16 protein-coding genes are annotated in these 20698 nt (G+C 73.1%); 12 read left to right on the plus strand and 4 right to left on the minus strand.

Annotated features, from left to right (window positions below):
* Window positions 1-122 precede the first annotated feature (122 nt).
* Both ACZ4M8_RS08025 and ACZ4M8_RS08030 read right to left on the minus strand, forming a co-directional pair.
* Window positions 123-482, minus strand: a complete 360-nt coding sequence (locus ACZ4M8_RS08025; protein ID WP_399086444.1) for a WhiB family transcriptional regulator — start codon at window positions 480-482, stop codon at window positions 123-125.
* A gap of 301 nt (window positions 483-783) precedes the next feature.
* Entirely contained in the window at window positions 784-1482 is a 699-nt protein-coding gene (locus ACZ4M8_RS08030; RefSeq protein ID WP_467605305.1) for a DUF1707 SHOCT-like domain-containing protein, read from the minus strand.
* A 384-nt stretch (window positions 1483-1866) separates the two neighbouring features.
* Here ACZ4M8_RS08030 and ACZ4M8_RS08035 point away from each other — a divergent pair, with 384 nt between their 5' ends.
* Together ACZ4M8_RS08035 and ACZ4M8_RS08040 are read left to right on the plus strand one after the other, a co-directional pair.
* Window positions 1867-3564 carry a fumarate hydratase gene (locus ACZ4M8_RS08035; RefSeq protein WP_467604356.1) on the plus strand — a complete coding sequence of 566 codons (1698 nt, stop codon included), beginning with the start codon at window positions 1867-1869 and terminating at the stop codon, window positions 3562-3564.
* A 703-nt stretch (window positions 3565-4267) separates the two neighbouring features.
* Entirely contained in the window at window positions 4268-4930 is a 663-nt protein-coding gene (locus ACZ4M8_RS08040; protein ID WP_467604359.1) for a hypothetical protein, read from the plus strand.
* 266 nt (window positions 4931-5196) lie between these two features.
* Here the strand turns inward: ACZ4M8_RS08040 and ACZ4M8_RS08045 are convergent, their stop codons facing one another.
* On the minus strand, window positions 5197-5274 hold the full coding sequence (locus tag ACZ4M8_RS08045) for a 50S ribosomal protein bL37 (RefSeq protein WP_370443954.1): 78 nt from the start codon (window positions 5272-5274) through the stop codon (window positions 5197-5199).
* A 201-nt stretch (window positions 5275-5475) separates the two neighbouring features.
* On the opposite strand from ACZ4M8_RS08045, the gene ACZ4M8_RS08050 reads away from it, so the two are divergent.
* From ACZ4M8_RS08050 to ACZ4M8_RS08085, 8 genes are all read left to right on the plus strand, one after another.
* Window positions 5476-7149, plus strand: a complete 1674-nt coding sequence (locus ACZ4M8_RS08050) for an APC family permease (RefSeq protein WP_467604361.1) — start codon at window positions 5476-5478, stop codon at window positions 7147-7149.
* Window positions 7146-8168, plus strand: coding sequence for an acetamidase/formamidase family protein (locus ACZ4M8_RS08055; protein WP_467604363.1), 1023 nt, complete (start codon window positions 7146-7148; stop codon window positions 8166-8168). Before ACZ4M8_RS08050 ends, ACZ4M8_RS08055 begins: the two co-directional genes overlap by 4 nt.
* Before the next feature lie 215 nt (window positions 8169-8383).
* The gene (gene hemC, locus ACZ4M8_RS08060; protein ID WP_467604365.1) at window positions 8384-9319 is read left to right on the plus strand and encodes a hydroxymethylbilane synthase; all 936 of its coding nucleotides are present in this window, start codon (window positions 8384-8386) and stop codon (window positions 9317-9319) included.
* 143 nt (window positions 9320-9462) lie between these two features.
* Entirely contained in the window at window positions 9463-10884 is a 1422-nt protein-coding gene (locus tag ACZ4M8_RS08065; RefSeq protein ID WP_467604367.1) for a class II fumarate hydratase, read from the plus strand.
* Between the two features lie 121 nt (window positions 10885-11005).
* Window positions 11006-11734 (plus strand): cytidylyl-2-hydroxypropylphosphonate hydrolase, encoded by a 729-nt coding sequence (gene fomD, locus ACZ4M8_RS08070; protein ID WP_467604369.1) that lies wholly within the window; start codon window positions 11006-11008, stop codon window positions 11732-11734.
* 223 nt (window positions 11735-11957) lie between these two features.
* A complete protein-coding gene (locus ACZ4M8_RS08075; protein WP_467604372.1) occupies window positions 11958-12641 on the plus strand; it encodes a class I SAM-dependent DNA methyltransferase in 684 nt (227 codons plus the stop codon).
* Window positions 12642-12726: 85 nt separating this feature from the next.
* On the plus strand, window positions 12727-15057 hold the full coding sequence (locus tag ACZ4M8_RS08080; RefSeq protein ID WP_467604374.1) for a SpoIIE family protein phosphatase: 2331 nt from the start codon (window positions 12727-12729) through the stop codon (window positions 15055-15057).
* 216 nt (window positions 15058-15273) lie between these two features.
* Window positions 15274-16737, plus strand: a complete 1464-nt coding sequence (locus ACZ4M8_RS08085; RefSeq protein ID WP_467604376.1) for a catalase — start codon at window positions 15274-15276, stop codon at window positions 16735-16737.
* 79 nt (window positions 16738-16816) lie between these two features.
* Here the strand turns inward: ACZ4M8_RS08085 and ACZ4M8_RS08090 are convergent, their stop codons facing one another.
* Entirely contained in the window at window positions 16817-19102 is a 2286-nt protein-coding gene (locus tag ACZ4M8_RS08090; protein WP_467604378.1) for a transglycosylase domain-containing protein, read from the minus strand.
* A gap of 281 nt (window positions 19103-19383) precedes the next feature.
* Here ACZ4M8_RS08090 and ACZ4M8_RS08095 point away from each other — a divergent pair, with 281 nt between their 5' ends.
* Together ACZ4M8_RS08095 and ACZ4M8_RS08100 are read left to right on the plus strand one after the other, a co-directional pair.
* The gene (locus ACZ4M8_RS08095) at window positions 19384-20349 is read left to right on the plus strand and encodes an SPFH domain-containing protein (RefSeq protein WP_467604381.1); all 966 of its coding nucleotides are present in this window, start codon (window positions 19384-19386) and stop codon (window positions 20347-20349) included.
* Window positions 20346-20639, plus strand: a complete 294-nt coding sequence (locus ACZ4M8_RS08100) for a type II toxin-antitoxin system antitoxin (RefSeq protein WP_467604384.1) — start codon at window positions 20346-20348, stop codon at window positions 20637-20639. The genes ACZ4M8_RS08095 and ACZ4M8_RS08100 overlap by 4 nt, the downstream gene beginning before the upstream one ends.
* Window positions 20640-20698: the final 59 nt, after the last annotated feature.

A 20698-nucleotide genomic window follows, 5' to 3' on the forward strand; every position in this document is an offset into this window, starting at 1 on the left:
ACTTCTTCCCCCTCTTCGTGGGTACCCACCCCTCCGACTCGTCATTATCTATCCCGTTCACCCCAACGTGCAGAACTTCCCCTCCTCCCCTCTCAGTTCCCCCGCGCCGTGCCGCTCGTGGTTCAGCCCGCGGCGGGCATCCGGCTCTGCCGCGGGATGTCGGCCTCGCGGCGGCGGCGCCGGGTGAGGACCACCCGGCGCTCGGCGGCGGTCAGACCGCCCCAGACGCCGTACGGCTCGGGCTGGAGCAGGGCGTGCTCGCGGCATTCGAGCATCACGGGACAGCGGGCGCAGACCCGCTTCGCCGCCTCCTCCCGCGCCAGCCGGGCGGCGGTGGGCTCCTTGGACGGGGCGAAGAAGAGCCCGGCCTCGTCCCGGCGGCACGCGGCGTCGGCGTGCCAGGGGCCGGCCTCGTCGCGCGAGGGGAGACGTGGGGACGGGACGGCAGCGGCGGCCTGCAGGGGCTGTTGCGGTAGCAGCACGGTCTACTCCTGACGACGGCTTCGGCATGTGGGCGGCACCCTGGTCCGTCCCTCTGCGCACGGCACTTCGCAGCCCGCCGCCGTACGAGAGACGATGCCCCCAGCCCTACCCGCTGTACCCGCGCTTATGCACACCGTGGTGATCGGGAAGGGGCTCCGGGAGCGGCCCCGCGGGCGGTCCGGACGCCGTCGTACGCGGGCGCCGGGATCGCCGGCGCGCCCCGTCCGGCCCGGCCCCGACCGGAGCGGCAGGCGCGGCGCCGCCCGTCGCCGGGCCGCTCACGTGCCCGCGGCGCGCCCCTCAGCGGCCGTCCTCGGGGAAGCGGTCGTGGCGGTCGTACCGTTCGGCGCGGCGGGGGTCGCGGAGTTGGTGGCGGTCGTCGCGCAGGCGGCCGATGAGGTCGCGGACCCAGGCGCCGCGCTTGGGTCTTGCCTCCACGCTGCCCAGCACGGCGTAGCCGTTGACCTGCACGATCGGGGCGTCCGGCTCGACCGCGTCGTTGGTCGCCACCTCGAAGGAGCCGAGTACGCCGGAGCCGCTGCTGCGGAGGGTGAGGTTCTCCGGGACGCGGATCTCGACGCTGCCGAAGAGGGCGGTGACGTTGATCTGCACCTGCTGCTGCGGGAAGAGCGCCTCGGTCAGGTCGATCTCGACGCTGCCGAAGATCGCCACGGCGTTGATCCGCCCCGGGACCCGCCAGCGGCCCTTACGGGTCGAGGCGCTGAAGACGGCGACCAGACTCTGGTCCGGCACGGGCCCGTACGGCTCGGCGGCGGACGGCTGCCGCGCGGTGCGGGCCGCGCCGCCCGGTGCGGGCAGGTCCCGCACCATCGGCTCCAGCTCGCCCAGGGTCTTGGCGCGGTAGACCGCGTCGATCCGCTCGGCGTGCTCCTCGGCGTCCAGCCTGCCCTCGGCCAGCGCCTCCCGCAGGATCCCGGCGATCCGGTCGCGGTCCGCGTCCGACGCCCGGAGGTCGGCCTCGGCGACGGGCTTGGTCATGTCGACGGGGCGCCGCGGGGCACGCGCGGGCTGCCGGCCGCTGTCGTCGCGCGGTCCGGCGGGGGTCGCGGGGTCGGTCCCCCGGTTGTCAGCATCCACGGCCCCAGCGTACCCAAACGCGATACATCGCGAACAGGGATTCGGGACACGGCCGGGCAACCCGTCCCGGACGGGCGGGACCCGTACGGGGCGCCCCGGGTGCGGGAGCAAGGGGCTTCCCAGAGCGCTCGTGAGGGGCGCGCCGCCGCACGCCGGGCGCCCCTCACGAGGTACGTAAGGGACTGAGCCCTACCTCACAAGCGGCGTGCTCCGCCGGGGTTCTACGCTGGTCGGTGCTGCCGCAGACGTCAGCGGAACCCCCCTGTCGAGTGAGGATTGGCCTTCATGCCCCCCGTCTCCCGCCCCTCCGGCCCCGCATTCGCCTACACCGATCTGCTCCCCGTAGGCGCGGACACCACCCAGTACCGCCTGGTCACCTCGGAGGGCGTGAGCACCTTCGAGGCGGACGGCCGGACGTTCCTCAAGGTCGAGCCGGAGGCGCTGCGCAAGCTGGCGGCCGAGGCGATGCACGACATCGCGCACTACCTGCGCCCGACGCACCTCGCACAGCTCCGCAAGATCCTCGACGACCCGGAGGCCAGCGCCAACGACCGGTTCGTCGCGCTGGATCTGCTGAAGAACGCCAACATCGCGGCGGCGGGCGTGCTCCCGATGTGCCAGGACACCGGCACCGCGATCGTCATGGGCAAGCGCGGCCAGCAGGTGCTCACCGAGGGCGGTGACGAGGAGGCCCTCTCGCGCGGCATCTTCGACGCGTACACCCAGCTCAACCTGCGGTACTCGCAGATGGCGCCGCTGACCATGTGGGACGAGAAGAACACCGGCTCCAACCTGCCGGCGCAGATCGAGCTGTACGCGACCGACGGCGGCGCCTACAAGTTCCTCTTCATGGCGAAGGGCGGCGGCAGCGCCAACAAGTCGTTCCTGTTCCAGGAGACGAAGGCGGTCCTCAACGAGACCTCCATGATGAAGTTCCTGGAGCAGAAGATCCGTTCGCTGGGTACGGCCGCCTGCCCGCCGTACCACCTGGCGATCGTCGTCGGCGGCACCTCCGCCGAGTACGCGCTGAAGACCGCCAAGTACGCCTCCGCGCACTACCTCGACGAGCTGCCCGCCGAGGGCTCGCCGACCGGCCACGGCTTCCGGGACAAGGAGCTGGAGGAGAAGGTCTTCGAGCTGACGCAGAAGATCGGCATCGGCGCGCAGTTCGGCGGCAAGTACTTCTGCCACGACGTGCGCGTGGTGCGGCTGCCGCGGCACGGCGCGTCCTGCCCGGTGGCCATCGCGGTGTCCTGTTCGGCGGACCGGCAGGCGGTCGCGAAGATCACCGCCGAGGGCGTCTTCCTGGAGCAGCTGGAGACCGACCCGGCGCGCTTCCTGCCGGAGACCACCGAGGAGGAGCTGACCGAGGGCGCGGGTCCGGACCTCGACGCGGTGCGGATCGACCTGAACCGCCCGATGGACGAGATGCTCGCCGAGCTGACCAAGCACCCGGTCAAGACCCGGCTGTCGCTCACCGGCACGCTGGTCGTCGCCCGTGACATCGCCCACGCGAAGATCAAGGAGCGGCTGGACGCCGGCGAGGAGATGCCGGAGTACCTGAAGAACCACCCGGTGTACTACGCCGGTCCGGCCAAGACGCCCGAGGGCTTCGCCTCCGGTTCCTTCGGTCCGACGACCGCGGGCCGGATGGACGCGTACGTCGAGCAGTTCCAGGCGGCCGGCGGTTCGAAGATCATGCTGGCCAAGGGCAACCGCTCCCAGCAGGTCACCGACGCCTGCGCGGCGCACGGCGGCTTCTACCTCGGCTCCATCGGCGGTCCGGCGGCCCGCCTCGCGCAGGACTGCATCAAGAAGGTCGAGGTCCTGGAATACGAGGAGCTGGGCATGGAGGCGGTCTGGCGGATCGAGGTCGAGGACTTCCCCGCGTTCATCGTCGTCGACGACAAGGGCAACGACTTCTTCCAGGACCCGGCGCCCGCGCCGACGTTCACCAGCATCCCGGTGCGTCAGGGGGCCTGACCCTCGGGGGCGTGCGCGCTTGCCGCGTGCGCCCCGCACCGTCCTGGGCGCGCCCCTTCCGTCCGGCCGCCACCCCGCGCGGGGTGGCGGCCGGACGCGTTCTGCCGGTATTTCCCCCGACGCCCGATTCCGGGGAATTCCCCGGCGGTGTACGGGAGTTGTGTCCGCATCGGCGCGGGCGCGTGGCGCAATATCGCCGTGTTAGCCTCGGGGAGCTTTATCGGCCGGGAATGCCGGTCGCTGCGCGGTTCGTCGTACGGGAGCATCGATGTACCGGTTCGTTTCCAGGGATTTCGCGGTCGGCGGCGAGCAGTCCGTCCTGCCGAGAAATCGAGCCGAGCGCCGGATGCACCGCCTCGGCTCGGCCTTTCCGCCCGCTCCCTAGCGCCCCGTCCCGCGCCCCCTGAGCCCGGCGACCGCCCGTTCACGGCCCTGACGGGGCTTGTCACGGCGGTACGGAACGTCCGGCCCCCGGCCTACGCGGCGTCTTTTCCCCCCCCGCCTGTCCCGCCTTTCCGGAATTTCCCCGGCGGGAATACCGGCGCGGTGGACGCGGCCCGGCGTGGGCTCCCCCGGTATCACTCTCCCTCAGCACCGGCTGCGGTCGGTGCTACCGTCCGGCGGTCCCTCGGGCCGCGCACCGGACGGTTACGCGGCAGTAATTCCAGCGATAGTCGATAGTCCAGCGATCATGGTGAGTCGAATGAGTGCGGTAAGCGTCGCCTTCGAGATTCCGTCGGTCTTCCGGGAAGTCGTCCCCGGACTCTCCACCGAGCAGGCGGAGGACGAGGTGAGAGCGCGGCTGGAAGCCGACGGCGGGTCCGGGCTGCCGTCCGGCCGGTTCGCCCGGCTCACCGCGGAGTACGCGCGGGCGTCGGCGCTGCTCGCCGCCACGGGCATCCGCTACGCCGCCACCTGTCTCGGGCGGATCCGCGGCGCGTGGTCGATGGGGACGCTGACCCTCGCGCTCTCCCCGCTCCCCTACCGGGACGCCGATGCCGCGGTCGCGGGCGTGGGCGCCGCCCTCGCCGAGCACGCCGCCGGTGCGGAGGTCAGCGCCCTGACGCTGCCGTGCGGTCCGGCGGCGCTCGCGGTGCGGCGGGCGGACGCCCCGGGGCCGGACGAGGACGGCGCGCCCGGTGACGCCGCCGCGGGGATGGCCCAGCTCCAGGTGTTCATCCCCGTACCGCCGGACGCCGTGCCCGGGGCGCAGACGCTGGCGACGGTGACGTTCAGCACCCCGAGCACCGATCACTGGGCGGACTACTGCGCCCTGTTGCTGCCTTTCCTGCGCAGCCTGCGGTTCCTGCCGAAGGCGGCGGGGGCGGGGGTCACGGGCCGGGCGGTGGCGGTCGGCGCCGGCTGAGGACGGCGGGCGCGGTGCGCGGTGCCGCGTGGTCGGGGAGGCGGCGGGGCGGGGCGGGCGTATCCGCCCGGCGCGGCGGGGCCGCCTTCCGCACCGTCGGCTGCGTGCGGCTTCCCGTGGCCCCGCCCGGCGCGGCGGGGGCCGCCCCTCGGGCCCGTCGCCGCGGGCACCCCGGCGTGCGGCCGGGCGCCCGCCCCCGGACGCGCCGGTGCCCCGCTCTCCGGCTGGGAGGCGGGGCACCGGCGTTGCCGTGGAGAGCCGACGGTTCAGGACTGGGGCCTGCTGCCGTGGTTGGCTCCGTTCTTGCGGCGTGCCTTCTTCTTGCGGCGTCGCTTCGAGGACATGCGCGTCTCCCTTCACCGAGGTGCTTTCAACGAGTTTCCACCCTTGCACACCGGGGCCCCGCCACGCGATTTCGGCCACCGGGCCCGTCCCCCGGCGCACCCCGGGGGCGCCCGGGGCATGACCGTATGGCCCCTTCCGTCACCCGGGCCGCCTCCCTACGCTGCGGGGGGTCCGGTCCGTCAGAGGTACGGGAGTTGGCCGTGGGGCAGCAGGGGCGCGCGGGGCGGCAGGGGGCGGACAGGGGCGGCCCGGGGCTGCGGCGGGACGCCGTGGGGCTGCGGGAGGTGCTGTTCCAGAGCGTGACGTCGATGGCGCCGGCCGCCGCCGTCGCGGTGTCGATCCCGGCGGGCGCGGCGTACGCGGGCGGCGCGCTGCCGCTGTCGGTGCTGATCGCCCTGGTCGCCTGTCTGTTCACCGCCTCGTCCGTCGCGGAGCTGGCCCGGCACCTGCCGTCGGCCGGTTCGGTGGCGACGTACAGCGCCCAGGGGCTGCACCCCGTCGTCGGCTTCCTGGTGGCCTGGACGTACCTCCTGGTCGAGGCGCTCGTACCGGCGTTGCTGCTGCTCCAGTTGGGGTTCACGGTGGCGGACACGCTGCACCAGGCGTGGCCCGGGTACCCGGCGGGCCTGTGGTGGCCGTGGGTGCTCGCCGGGGCGGCGCTGATCGCGGTGACGGGATTCTTCGGCATACGGGCCTCCGCACGGCTGGGCACCGTCCTCGGCGTGTTCGAGGTGCTGGTCTTCGTGGTGCTCGCGGTGGTGCTGATCGCGGCCGCCGGCGGGCACAACACCCTGTCGGTGTTCGGCACTTCGCACACCCCGCCGGACCACCCGGGGCTCTCCGGTGTCGTCGCGGGCTCGGTCTACACCGTGCTGGCGTTCGCCGGGTTCGAGGCGGCGGCGCCGCTGGCCGAGGAGGCCCGCGATCCGCGCCGTACGGTGCGCCGCGCGGTCCTCGGGGCGGCGCTCTCGGTGGGGCTGCTGTTCGTCCTCACCACGTACGCGATCACGGTGTACGTGGGACCGGACGCGTTCGCCTCCTTCGGGCCGTCCGGCGCGAAGTCCTGGGACGGCGTGGCCCGCGCCTCCTACGGGGCGTTCTGGGTGCTGATCTTCCTGGCGGTGGTCAACTCGACGGTCGCCAACGCCAACGCGGCCACCAACGCCTCGACCCGGACCGCCTTCGCGCTGGCCCGCGACGGGCTCTTCCCGCGGGCCTTCGCGCGGGTCCATCCGGTGCACCGCTCACCCGTGACGGGGCTGGCGGCGCAGTTCGTGACCGCGCTGGGCGCGGCGCTGCTCCTGGGCGGGGCGTTCGGCCCGCGGACCGCGTTCCTGCTGCTGGCGACGGTGGTGGTGGTCGCGGTCATCGCGGTCTACCTGCTCACCAACGCCGCCTGCGCGGGCTACTTCCTGCGCCGTCGCCGCGCCGCGTTCCGCCCGGTGCGCCATCTGCTCCTCCCGGTACTGGGCATCGCCGCGTTCACCCCGGCGCTGCTGACCGCCGCCGGCATCCCGGCCTTCCCGTTCGTCGCGGAGCTGACCGCGCCGGTCTCGTACGCGGGGCCGGTGGTGGCCGGCTGGATGGCCGCCGGGCTGGTCGTGGTCGCTGTGGTGCGGTCGCGGCGGCCGGACGCGCCGGCGTCCGTGGGGCTCCTCGGCATCGAGGCGGCGGGCCCGGAGCCCGGCCCGTCCGAGGGCTCCGCCGCCGGGCCCGACACGGCGGACAGCGCGCGGGAGGGCGCGTACGGACCGGGGGCGCGCCCCGGCGCGCCCCCGTCCACCGTGCGCCCCGGCGCGTCCGGCGCCGCCCCTCCGGGCCCGCCCCGGCCCGCCGTATCGTCCGATCCCTCCCACGATGAGGAGTCCCGATGACCGACCCCGCCGCCGACCCGCGTGTGCTCACCGTCCGGCCCACCGCGCAGGAGTACGCCTGGACGTTCGGCGGCGTCCCGCCCGTCGCGCGGATCGCCCCCGGCACCGTCCTGGACGTCTTCACCGAGGACTGCTTCGGCGGCCGGGTGCGGACCACCGACGACCTGGTCTCGCGGGTCTGCGAGTTCCCGTACCTCAATCCGCAGACCGGGCCGTTCCACGTCGAGGGCGCCGAGCCCGGGGACACGCTGGCGGTGCACTTCGTCTCCGTCGAACCGCGCCGGGACTGGGCGGCGTCGACGACCGTGCCGCTCTTCGGGGCGCTGACCGCCACCCACACCACCGCCGCCCTGCACCCGCCGCTCCCGGAGACGGTGTGGATCTGGGAGCTCGACCGGGAGCGGCGGCTGTGCCGTTTCACCGCCCGGGACAGCGACCACACGCTGACGCTCCCGATGGAGCCGATGCACGGCACGGTGGGGGTGGCACCGGCCAACCTGGAGGCGCGTTCCGCGCTCGTCCCGGACGCGCACGGCGGCAACATGGACACCCCGGAGATGCGTGCCGGTGTCACCTGCTACCTGGGGGTGAACGTCGAGGGCGCGCTGTTCAGCCTCGGTGACGGGCACGCGCGCCAGGGCGAGGGCGAGACCTGCGGGGTCGCGGTGGAGACGGCGATGCACACGGTGGTGATCGTGGAGCTGCTGAAGGGCGTCGCGACGCCCTGGCCGCGCATCGAGTCCGACACCCATCTGATCTCGACCGGTTCGGCGCGCCCGTTGGAGGACGCCTTCCGCATCTCGCAGCTGGACCTGGTGCAGTGGCTGGCGCGGGACTTCGGGCTGAGCGAACTGGACGCGTACCAGTTCGTGACGCAGGCCGTGGAGTCCCCGCTGGCCAACGTCTGCGACAGCAACTACACCTGCGTCGCCAAGCTCCGCAAGGAGTGGCTGCCCCCGGTCGAGGTGCACGGCGGACTCCACGCCGAACTCCGCCGGCGGGCCGCGGCCCTGCGCTGACCACCGGACGGGGGCGGCGTACGGGACCGGCGTGCGGCGGTGCCCCGCGCGCCGGGTGGCGCCCCCGGGGCCGCGTGGCCGCACCGGGCCGTCCGGCACACCGGAGCACCCCGGGCGGCGCGGCCCTGACCCGTACGGGAGACGGTCCCTGACCCGTACGGGACCCACGGCCCGCCGCCGTACGGTCTCCGGGGGCGACGGCCTATCGTGGAGCCATGTCCGCCCCTGAGTTGATCCGAATCGTCTCCCGTGACTCGCCGATGGCGCTCGCCCAGGTGGAGCGGGTACGCGCCGAGCTGACCGCGCTCCATCCGGGGGTGCGCACCGAGGTCGTCCCCGTGAAGACCACCGGTGACAAGTGGCTGGGCGATCTGTCGCTGGTCGAGGGCAAGGGCGCGTTCACCAAGGAGGTGGACGCGGCGCTGCTGGCCGGTGAGGCCGATCTGGCGGTGCACTGCGTCAAGGACGTCCCCGCCGACCGGCCGCTGCCCGCGGGCACGGCGTTCGCCGCGTTCCTCAAGCGCGACGACGTACGGGACGCCCTCATCCACCCCGGTGGGCTCACCCTGGACGAGCTGCCCGCCGGGACCCGTATCGGCACCTCATCGGTGCGCCGCCGGGCGCAGCTCGCCGCCTCGCACCCGCATCTGGAGTTCGTGCCGATGCGCGGCAACGCCAACCGCCGGATGGAGAAGCTGGCCGCGGGCGACGCGGACGCGCTGCTGCTGGCGGTCGCCGGTCTGGAGCGCATCGGCCGCACGGACGTGATCTCCGAGGTGCTCTCCCCGGACGTGATGTGCCCGCCGATCGGCGCCGGCATCCTCGCGCTCCAGTGCCGCGAGGGCGATACGGAGCTGATCGACGCCGTCAGCCCGCTCGGCGACCCGGCCGCCCACCGGGAGGCGACGGCGGAGCGGATGTTCCTCCACGTCCTCCAGGGGCACTGCAACTCCCCGATCGCCGGGTACGCCCGCGCCGAGCGGGGCGGCGATCTGTCGCTGCGCGCCAGCGTGTTCACGCCCGACGGCAAGACGGTGCTCAACGCCCACGAGTGGGCCGGTCGGCTGGATCCGGCGACGCTGGGCACGTCGGTGGCGGTGGCGCTGCTGCGGCAGGGCGCCCGCGAGCTGATCGACGGCATCGCGCACTGACCGGGCGATTTCGGCACCTATGTTTCCGGCGCTCCCCGGAGAGCGCCGGAAACGTAGGCCGCACGAGCTATTACCGTCGGTAACTCCAGCCGCCGGGAACACCGCGGAGCCGCCGGACGCTGTGCCGGTCGGAGGTGTCGAAGGTGAACGACAGGACGGACCGGCAAGGCGGCACGACGGACGCGGAGTACCGCACCGAGCACGACTCCATGGGCGAGGTGCGGGTGCCCGCACACGCCAAGTGGCGGGCGCAGACCCAGCGGGCGGTGGAGAACTTCCCCGTCTCCGGGCAGCGCCTGGAGCGGGCCCACATCGAGGCGCTGGCGCGGATCAAGGCCGCCGCCGCCGAGGTCAACGCCGAGTTGGGCGTGATCGACGCGGAGGTGGCGCGGGCCGTGGCCGCGGCGGCGGAGGAGGTCGCGGCGGGCCGGTGGGACGACCACTTCCCGGTGGACGTCTTCCAGACCGGCTCCGGCACCTCGTCCAACATGAACACCAACGAGGTCATCGCGACGCTGGCGAGCGAGCGGCTGGGCCGGGACGTCCACCCCAACGACGAGGTCAACGCCAGCCAGTCGTCCAACGACGTCTTCCCGTCATCGATCCACATCGCGGCGACGGCGGCGGTCACCCGCGATCTGATCCCGGCGCTCGGCCACCTCGCGGCGGCCCTGGAGCGCAAGGCCGCGGAGTTCGCCGAGGTGGTGAAGTCCGGGCGTACCCACCTGATGGACGCGACGCCGGTGACGCTCGGGCAGGAGTTCGGCGGATACGCCGCGCAGGTGAGGTACGGCGTCGAGCGGCTGCGCGCCTCGCTGCCCCGGCTCGCCGAACTCCCCCTGGGCGGCACGGCGGTGGGCACCGGTATCAACACCCCGCCCGGCTTCTCCGCCGCCGTGATCGAGCGGGTCGCCCGCGCCACGGACCTGCCGCTCACCGAGGCGCGCGACCACTTCGAGGCGCAGGGCGCGCGGGACGGCGTGGTGGAGATCAGCGGTCAGCTGCGGACCATCGGCGTCGGCCTGACGAAGATCGCCAACGATCTGCGGTGGATGGCCTCCGGGCCGCGCACCGGCCTCGCCGAGATCGCGCTGCCCGACCTCCAGCCCGGCTCCTCGATCATGCCGGGCAAGGTCAACCCGGTGATCCCGGAGGCGGTGCTGATGGTCGCCGCCCAGGTCACCGGCAACGACGCGACGGTCGCCGCGGCCGGCGCCGCCGGGAACTTCGAGCTGAACGTCATGCTCCCGGTGATCGCCAAGAACGTCCTGGAATCCATCCGGCTGCTGGCCAACGTCGCCCGCCTGCTCGCGGACCGCACCGTCGACGGCATCACCGCCCACGCCGAACGCGCCCGCGAGTACGCCGAGTCGTCGCCGTCGGTGGTCACCCCGCTCAACAGATACCTCGGGTACGAGGAGGCGGCGAAGGTCGCCAAGAGGGCGCTCGCGGAGCGGAAGACGATCCGTCAGGTCGTGGACGAGGGCGGCTACGTGGAGCGGGGGCTGCTGACGACCGCGCAACTCGACGAGGCGCTCGACGTGTTGCGGATGACGCACCCGTGACGGCGCGGACGGCCCACGTCACGGCGTACGCCGGCGCCGTCCCGCCCTCCTCGGCGCCGCCCGCCCGCACCACCTCCCGGGCGGACGGCGCACCGGCCACGGCAGGCCCTAAGATCTGGCCATGACAGCGGAGAGGGCGGGGACGACGGCGGGCACGCCGGCCGGGCACACGGCTCCCGGGCCACGGCGGGAGGCGGCTCCGGCCGCGCGCTGGGCCCCCGGCACACACATCCTGTGGCGTTACCGCGACAACGCCGACGCCTCGCGGTTCCACATCTGCCGCCCGGTGACCGTGGTCCGGGACACCGAGGACCTGCTGGCCGTGTGGATGGCACCGGGCACCGCCTGCGTGAAGCCGGTGATGGCCGACGGCACCGCCGTGCACCGCGAGCCCCTGGCGACGCGCTACACCAGACCGCGCCGGATCTCGTACGACCGCTGGTTCGGCACGGGTGTGCTGAAGCTGGCGCGGCCGGGCGAGCCGTGGTCGGTGTGGCTGTTCTGGGAGCACTCCTGGCGGTTCAAGAACTGGTACGTGAATCTGGAGGAGCCGCGCGTCCGTTGGTCGGGCGGGATCGATTCGCAGGACCACTTCCTCGACCTGTGCGTCTACCCGGACCGCAGCTGGGAGTGGCGGGACGAGGACGAATTCGGCCAGGCCCGGCGGGACGGGCTGATGCCGCCGGAGCAGGCGGCGCGGGTACGGGCCGCGGGCCGGGCGGCGGTCGAGCGGATCACCGCGTGGGGCGCGCCGTTCCGGGACGGCTGGGAGGACTGGCGGCCCGATCCGGCGTGGGAGCTGCCGTCGCTGCCGGAGGACTGGGACCGTGTACCCGAGCGTTTGCGGTAGCGAGCGGCGAAGAGAGGAAAGGCGGATACGGGCGAGTGAACGGGGCGAACGGTGGAAAGACGCGCCCAGGGGCAACTCCTCGGCCCGCTCGGCGGGCAGGGGCGCCGAGCCCCCTTGCTGCGCCCGGGGCCACGAACCGTAGGATCGTCCTCCGCGAGACTGCACAGGCGCAACTCCACCGGACAGAACAGAACTTGACCGCGGTCGCAGGAGAGGCGAGGTCGTGAGCGCTGACAGCTACGACGAGTACGAGGGCCTGAACCGGTTAGCGCTGGACCGGGCCGGGCAGGCCGAGGCGTTCGACGCGATCGGTGACCGCTACGACGAAGCGTTCCCGCACAAGGGCGAGCAGGTCTCGTCCGCCGCGTGGCTGGCCGGTGAACTGCCGCCGGACTCGCGGGTGCTGGACGTCGGCTGCGGCACCGGCCTGCCCACCTCCCGCCAGCTCACCGAGGCGGGCCACCGGGTGGTGGGCATCGACCTCTCCCCCGCGATGGTCAAGCTGGCCCGGGACAACGTCCCCGGGGCGGAGTTCCACCGGATGGACATCGCGGAGCTGCGGAACGGTGCGCTGGGCGGCCCCGGGTCGTTCGACGGGATCACGGCGTATTTCGCCCTGCTGATGCTGCCGCGCGCGGAGATTCCCTATGCGCTGCGGATGCTGCATGATCTGCTACGGCCGGGCGGGGTGATGGCCCTGTCCATGGTCGAGGCCGACGTGGACGACTTCACGATTCCGTTCCTGGGCAACTCGATCCGGGTATCGGGTTTCCTGCGTGAGGACCTGCGCCGTGTCGTGCACGACGCCGGTTTCGACATCGCCGGGGAGGACTCCTACGCGTACGCCCCGGCCAGTACGGACGTACCACCCGAGATCCAGCTCTTTCTGCACCTGCGACGCGCTTGAGACGCAGCGGGTCAGGCGCGTCGCACCGGCGCGCTTGACACGCGGCGCGTCGGGCGCGCAGCCCCGGACGGATGGAATCCCACGCGTGACGGAGCACCCAACCTCCCACCACCTGCGGCAGCCGGCCCCGCCTGCCGCTCCTTCGGCGTCCCCTGCGCGGGGGCCGGGCTCCTCGGCGCCGCTCGGCGCGGTGCCCGATCCACGCGGCGCCCTCCGGCAGCCGGGGGCGGCGGGCTTCGCACCGCTGCCCGGGGCCGGTTCCGCCGGGCGCGGCGAGGGGGCCGGAGCGCCGGACGCTCCGCTGGTCACGGCCGGTGCCGGGCCGGGCGGCGGGGAGCCCGCCGCGGGGCACGGCCGTCCTCCGGCGGCCGACGGGCACGGCCCGTACGACGATGGTCTGGCGGCGCGCGGAGCGGTCGGCGGGGCGCAGCCGCCGGAGCAGGGCGAGCCGCGTCCCGGTGGGCCGCGGCCCGGTCACGGTCCGGCCGAGGGCATCGGGCGCCCGCGGGAGGGCGGCCGGTCGCGGCCGCCGGGTGACGAGGCGCCGTCCGGGGCGTTCGTCCCGCCGCCCGCGGGTCCGGCGGGCGGCGCGGTGGTGCCGGGCGAGGGCGCGCGGCCCGGGGAGGGCGCGCCGCCGGTGGTGCCGGCCCGCGCCGGTCATCCCGGCGAGAGCGAGGAGACGGCGGCGGCCCGGCAGGCGGGCGGGGACCGGCTGCGGTTCATCGGCGCGGCCACCCGGCGGATCGCCCGCGGTATCGACCTCGACGAGATCGTGCTGGGGCTGTGCCGGGCGACGGTCCCGACGTTCGCCGACGCGATCCTGGTGTATCTGCGCGATCCGCTGCCGGTGGGCGACGAGCGGCCGACCGGCCCGATGGTGCTGCGGCTGCGGCGTACCGACCGGATCCCGGAGGAGCCGGACACCAACGGCATCCGGCTGCCGGTGCTGCCCGCGCAGCCCGACCTGGGGCCGGCGATGGGCGGTAGCGCCGCCGAGCTGGCCGAGGTGCTGACCGGCGGGCCGCTGGCGGAGGTGCTCCGCGGGGTGCGGCCGCTGTTCGGCGACGTCCCGGCGGCGCGGACGGCGCTGCCGGAGCTGCTGGGTGACGGCACGGTGCTGCCGGGCGGGCGCCGGGTGATCCTGGCGCCGCTGCGCGGGCGCCGCCGGGTGATCGGTGCGGCGGTGTTCCTGCGCCGCCCGGACCGTCCGGCGTTCGAGGGCGACGACCTGCTGGTCGCGGCGCAGTTGGCGACGCACACCGCGCTCGGTGTCGACAAGGCGGTGCTCTACGGCCGGGAGGCGTACATCGCCGACGCGCTCCAGCGCACGATGCTGCCGGACTCGCTGCCGCAGCCCACCGGCGTACGCCTGGCGAGCCGCTATCTGCCCGCGGCGGAGACGGCGCGGGTCGGCGGTGACTGGTACGACGCGATTCCGCTGCCCGGCAGCCGGGTGGCGCTGGTCGTCGGGGACGTCATGGGGCATTCGATGACGTCGGCGGCGATCATGGGGCAGCTGCGGACGACGGCGCAGACGCTGGCCGGTCTGGATCTGCCGCCGCAGGAGGTGCTGCACCACCTCGACGAGCAGGCGCAGCGGCTGGGCTCGGACCGGATGGCGACGTGCCTGTACGCGGTGTACGACCCGGTGGCGCACCGCATCATCGTGGCGAACGCGGGGCATCCGCCGCCCGTGATGCTGCACCGCGGTGGCCGGGCGGAGGTGCTGCGGGTCCCGGCGGGCGCGCCGATCGGGGTCGGCGGTGTCGACTTCGAGGCGGTGGAGCTGGACGCCCCGGCGGGGGCCACGCTGGTGCTGTACACCGACGGTCTGGTGGAGTCGCGGATCCGGGACGTGTGGACCGGCATCGAGCAGCTGCGGGAGCGGCTGGCGGAGACGGCGCGGCTGACGGGCCCGAACCCGCCGCCGCTGGAGCCGCTCTGCGACGAGGTGCTGGACATGCTCGGGCCCGGCGACCGCGATGACGACATCGCGTTGCTGGCGGCGCGGTTCGACGGCATAGCGCCCAGCGATGTCGCGTACTGGTATCTCGATCCGAAGGCCCAGACGGCGGGTCAGGCGCGCCGGCTGGCCCGGCGGGCGCTGTCGCGCTGGGGCCTGGAGGAGCTGACGGACCAGGTGGAGCTGCTGGTCAGCGAGGTGGTCACCAATGCGGTGCGGTACGCGGAGCGGCCGGTGACGCTGCGGCTGCTGCGGACGGACGTGCTGCGGTGCGAGGTCGGCGACGACGTTCCGCAGCTGCCCCGGCTGCGGCAGGCACGGCCGTCGGACGAGGGCGGGCGCGGGCTCTATCTCGTCAACCGTCTGGCGCGGCGCTGGGGCGCCACCCGGCTGAGCATGGGCAAGGTCGTGTGGTTCGAGCTGTCGATGCCGCCGGGCGCCGGTCAGCGGTGATCACCCGGCCGGGCGCGTCGGCGTCCGGCGGGAGCGGAGCCCCGTCCGGGCAGCCGGGCGGGGCTTTCGTCCGTGCGGGTGCGTCCCGGGCGGGGGCGTCGGGTCACGGTTGCCGACATGCCGTCGGCGGCGTTGACTGCTTGGGTGGACAAAAGGGACTGACCGGCCCCCACCCCCCACTCCCCGACTTCCTTCCCGGAACGGAGGCGCTCCTCCATGTCCAGCCCCGCGCAGAACGTCCCGCACACGACGAACAACGTCGGCATCCCCGTCGGGAGCGACGAGAACTCGCTGACCATCGGCCCGGACGGCCCGATCGCGCTGCACGATCACTACCTGATCGAGAAGATGGCCCTGTTCAACCGGGAACGGGTCCCCGAGCGGGTGGTGCACGCCAAGGGCAGCGGTGCGTACGGCACCTTCCGGGTCACCAACGACGTCAGCCAGTTCACCAAGGCGGATCTCTTCCAGCCGGGCAAGACGACCGAGATGCTGGCCCGCTTCTCGACCGTCGCCGGTGAGCAGGGCTCGCCCGACACCTGGCGCGACCCGCGCGGTTTCGCGCTGAAGTTCTACACCGAGCAGGGCAACTACGACCTGGTCGGCAACAACACGCCGGTCTTCTTCGTGCGGGACACGATCAAGTTCCAGGACTTCATCCGCTCCCAGAAGCGCCGTCCGGACAACGGGATGCGCGACAACGACATGATGTGGGACTTCTGGACGCTGTCGCCGGAGTCCGCGCACCAGGTCACCTGGCTGATGGGTGACCGCGGCATCCCCAAGTCGTACCGGCACATGAACGGCTACGGGTCGCACACGTACATGTGGGTCAACGCCGGGGGCGAGAAGTTCTGGATCAAATACCACTTCAAGACCGACCAGGGGATCGACTTCCTCACACAGGCGGACGCCGACCGGATCGCCGGAGAGGACGGGGACTTCCACCGCCGGGATCTGCACGACGCGATCGAGCGCGGCGACGCCCCGTCGTGGACGCTGTATGTGCAGGTCATGCCGTTCGACGACGCGCCGGACTACCGGTTCAACCCGTTCGATCTGACGAAGGTGTGGCCGCACGGCGACTACCCGCTGATCGAGGTCGGGCGGATGACGCTCAACCGGAACCCGGAGGACTTCTTCATCCACATCGAGCAGGCGGCGTTCGAACCGTCGAACCTGGTGCCGGGCATCGGCCCGTCGCCGGACAAGATGCTGCTGGGCCGGCTGTTCTCGTACCCGGACACGCACCGGTACCGGATCGGCCCGAACTACGCGCAGCTGCCGCCGAACCGGGCCCACGTCCCGGTCCACTCGTACGCGAAGGACGGGCCGATGCGGTTCGATCCCGCGCGTACGGCCCGGCCGTACGCGCCGAACTCCTACGGGGGGCCGGCGGCGGCGCGGCAGGAGGGGGTGGACCCGGTGGGCTGGGAGTCCGCCGGTGAGCTGGTCCGGGAGGCGTACACCAAGCGCCGGGAGGACGACGACTTCGGGCAGCCGGGGACGATGGTCCGCAAGGTGCTGGACGACGCGGCGCGCGAGCGGCTGGTGGGCAACATCGCCGGGCATCTGAGCGACGGGGTGAGCGCGGCGGTGCAGGAGCGCGCGTTCCAGTACTGGCGCAATGTCGACAAGGATCTCGGCGACCGGATCGCCAAGAAGGTCAACGGCGGCTGAACCTGCCGCTGTTCACACACCCGCGGCCCCCGCCTCGTACGGACGAGGCGGGGGCCGCGGGTGTGTGGCGGCGGGGGCGTCAGTTCAGCCCGGTCAGGTCGCCCGTACCGCCGTTGCTGTGGCCGTTGCCGCCGCCGTTCCCGGTGCCACCGTTGCTCTGGCCGCCGTTGCCGCCGGGGCCGCCGGTGGTTCCGCCGTTGGGGTCGCCGGTGCCGGGGTCGGTCGGGGTGGAGGCGGTGTCGGTGGGCGTCGGGTTGCCGGTGGTCGGGGTGCCCGAGGGGCTTCCGGTGGTCGGGGTACCCGAGGGACTTCCGGTGGTCGGGGTGCCCGAGGGCGTCCCCGACGGGGGCGTGGTGGTGTTCGTCGGGGGCGGCGGGGCCACGCCCATACCGGAGTCGGCCTCCAGGTCGAAGGTGGCACCGGCGTCGGAGCCGAGCGCCGCGGCGTTGTAGGCGGCCCACACCTGCGCCGGGTAGCCACCGCCGTTGACGCGGCCGCCGCCGCCGGCGCCGCGGAGGGTGACCTGCTTACCGCCCTCGGCCTCGCCGAACATGCCGACGGCGGTGACCAGCTTGGGCGTGTAGCCGACGAACCACGCCGACTTGTTGTCGTCGGAGGTACCGGTCTTGCCCGCCGCCTGGTACGAGGTGTCCTGCACCGCCGTGGCCGTACCGTCGTCGACCACTCCGCGCAGGACGGAGGTGACGGTGTCGGCGGTCTTGCGGCTGAGGACCTGGTCGCCGATCGGGTCGGGCAGGTCCGGCTCCGGGTCGGTGGCGTGTTCGGCCTTGGTGACCAGGGTCGGGGTGACCTTGCGGCCGTGGTTGTCGAAGGTCGCGTAGACACCGGCCATCTGGACGGGGCTGGCGCCCATGGAGCCGAGGGTCATGGCCGGCTGGACGTCCATCCGGGCGCCGTTCATGCCCAGCGAGGTCGCGGTCTTCTTCAGGCTGTCGAGGCCGACATCGGCGCCCATCTGCGCGAACACCGAGTTGACGGAGTTGTTCATCGCCTGCTGGACGGGGATGTTGCCGTAGCTGTGCTGGTCCTCGTTGGGCGGGGCGAACGGGGCGGTGCCGCCGACGACGGGGCGCCGGTTGGTGCCGTCGTAGATCGTGTCCGGGGTGATCGGGCGGCCGTCCTGGGTGGTGGCGTGGTTCTCCAGGGCGGTGGCGAGGATCAGCGGCTTGAAGGTCGAGGCCGGCTGGTAGTCCTGGCGCGTCGCGTTGTTGATGTAGTGCTGGGTGTACCCGGCGCCGCCGTACATCGCGACGATGTGGCCGGTCCTGGGGTCGACGGAGGCGGCGCCGAGCTGGGCGTCGCGGTCGGCCTTGCGCAGCTTGGGGTCGAGGGTGTCGGTGAGCTTGCGCTTGACGGCCTTCTCCAGGGCGAGCTGCTTGTCCTTCTCGATGCCGAGGGTGATGGTCCAGCCGCCCAGCGCGAACTTCTTCTCGTCGACGCCGTGGGCGAAGAGTTCGTCCTTGGCCGCCTGGACGAGGTAGCCGGCGGCGCCGGTCAGCCCTTCCTGGGGCTTGGGGGCCTTCGGTACGTCGAACTTCTGCTGGTCGCGCTCGCTCCGGGAGAGCCACTTCATCTCGACCATGTTGTCGAGGGTGTACGCCCAGCGGGCCTGGGCGCGCTTCTTGCCGTCGGGGGTGGCGAGCGCCCAGTCGTACTGGTTGGGGGCCTGGAGCAGCGAGGCGAGGTAGGCGCCCTGGGAGACGGTGAGCTTGTCGGCGTCCGTGCGGTAGTACGCCTGGGCGGCGGCCTGGATGCCGTAGGCGCCGCGGCCGTAGTAGCTGGTGTTCAGGTACCCGTCGAGGATCTCCGACTTGCTCTTCTCGTTGTCGACCTTGAGGGAGATCACGATCTCCTGGAGCTTGCGGGAGACCGTCTGCTCCTGGGAGAGGTAGTAGTTCTTGACGTACTGCTGGGTGATCGTGGAGCCACCCTGTTTGCCCTCGCCGCGGAGGGTCTTGTAGATGCCGCGGAGGGTGCCCTTGAGGTCGACGCCGGAGTCGTCGTAGAAGGTCTTGTTCTCGGCGGCGACGAAGGCGTGCTGCACTTTGAGGGGGACGCGGCTGAGCGGGACGCTCTCGCGGTTGAGCTTGCCGGTGCGGGCGAGGACCTTGCCGTCGGCGTACTTGTAGATGTTGCTCTGCGCGGTGGCGAGTTCGGTGCCGCCCGCGGGGACGTCGACGTAGAAGTACAGGCCGAAGGCGCCGGCTATGCCGAGGAGGCATATCCCGAAGAAGGTGCCGAGCATCTTCTTCCAGGTGAAGAGGCGGCGTATCCGGCCCTTCGGGCGTCGGGGCCCGGCCCCGCGGCTCCCCTGCCGCGTTCCTGTCGCGTCCGCTCGGCCCATGGCTCCTGTCACTTTCGCTCGTACCGCCCCCCACTGGGTCAGCTGTTGAAGCTAACACCGCATCTGCCCCCAAATGCTCATCGATCACGGGGTTTTCGTACGTGACAAACAGCACCTGACCCAGCGGGAACCGCGGGCCCGGGGTTGCGCATCACCGCACCCCGCCGGTAAAAGTGATATCACTTTGATGAGTCGGTGACATCGCTCCGGGAGCCGCCCGGGGCGTGCCGCCGGCCCCGCGTCCGACATGTCCGGGCGCGCCACGAGAAACGGGGGCTGCCATGTCCGAGACCACATCCGCACCGGCGTCCGGGGGCGGCGCGCCGCTCGCCGACGGGCCCGAGATGCCCGCTCCGCAGGTCCGCGAGAAGGCCGCGCACAGCATTCCGGGCGGTCTGGCGCTGCTGCTGACCACGCTCGGCGTCTTCCTCGGCATCGCGATGATCATCGGCGGCGGGATCGCCGGCTCCGGCGGCAGCCCCGGCGTCGCCGCACCGCTGATCATCGTCGGCATCCTGACGCTGCTCACCTCGTTCTTCTGCATGACGGGCGTGAAGATGGTGGCGCCGGGCGAGGCGCGGGTGATCCAGCTCTTCGGCCGGTACGTCGGCACCATCCGCACCGACGGACTGCGCTGGGTCAACCCGCTGACCAGCGCCCGGAAGATCTCCACCCGGGTCCGCAACCACGAGACCGCGGTACTGAAGGTCAACGACGCGTACGGCAACCCGATCGAGCTGGCGTCGATCGTCGTCTGGCAGGTCGAGGACACCGCGCAGGCGCTCTTCGAGGTGGACGACTTCCTGGAGTTCGTCTCGACGCAGACCGAGGCGGCGGTCCGGCACATCGCGATCGAGTACCCCTACGACGCGCACGACGAGGACGCGCTGTCGCTGCGCGGCAACGCCGAGGAGATCACCGAGAAGCTCGCCGCCGAACTGACCGCCCGCGTCCAGGCGGCCGGCGTACGGATCATCGAATCCCGCTTCAGCCACCTCGCCTACGCGCCCGAGATCGCCTCGGCGATGCTCCAGCGGCAGCAGGCGGGCGCGGTCGTCGCGGCGCGGCAGCAGATCGTGGAGGGCGCGGTCGGCATGGTCGAGCAGGCGCTGGTGCGCATCAGCGAACAGGGCATCGTCGAGCTGGACGAGGAGCGCAAGGCGTCGATGGTCGGCAATCTGATGGTGGTGCTGTGCGGTGACCGCGCCGCGCAGCCGGTGCTGAACACGGGCTCGCTCTACCAGTGAGTGACGACAGCCCCGAGGGCCAGGGGCCCGCGCGGCGGCCGCGGCAGCGCAAGCAGGTGCTGCTGCGGCTCGACCCGCTGATCCACGACGCGCTGGCCCGCTGGGCCGGGGACGAACTGCGCAGCACCAACGCGCAGGTCGAGTTCCTGTTGCGGAAGGCGCTGGCGGACACGGGCCGGCTGCCGCGCGGGGCCGGCGGCCCGCCCCGCCGGGGGCGACCGCCGAAGGCGCGGGACGAGGGCGGGGCCGGAGACGGGGCCGGGAACAAGGGCGGCGGGGCGGCGGGCTGAGCGGCCCGCCGCCCCGCGGCGCGCTCCGGGCCGGACGGACCGCCGGACCGGACGGACCG

The sequence above is a fragment of the Streptomyces sp. NPDC027185 genome (assembly GCF_055567035.1).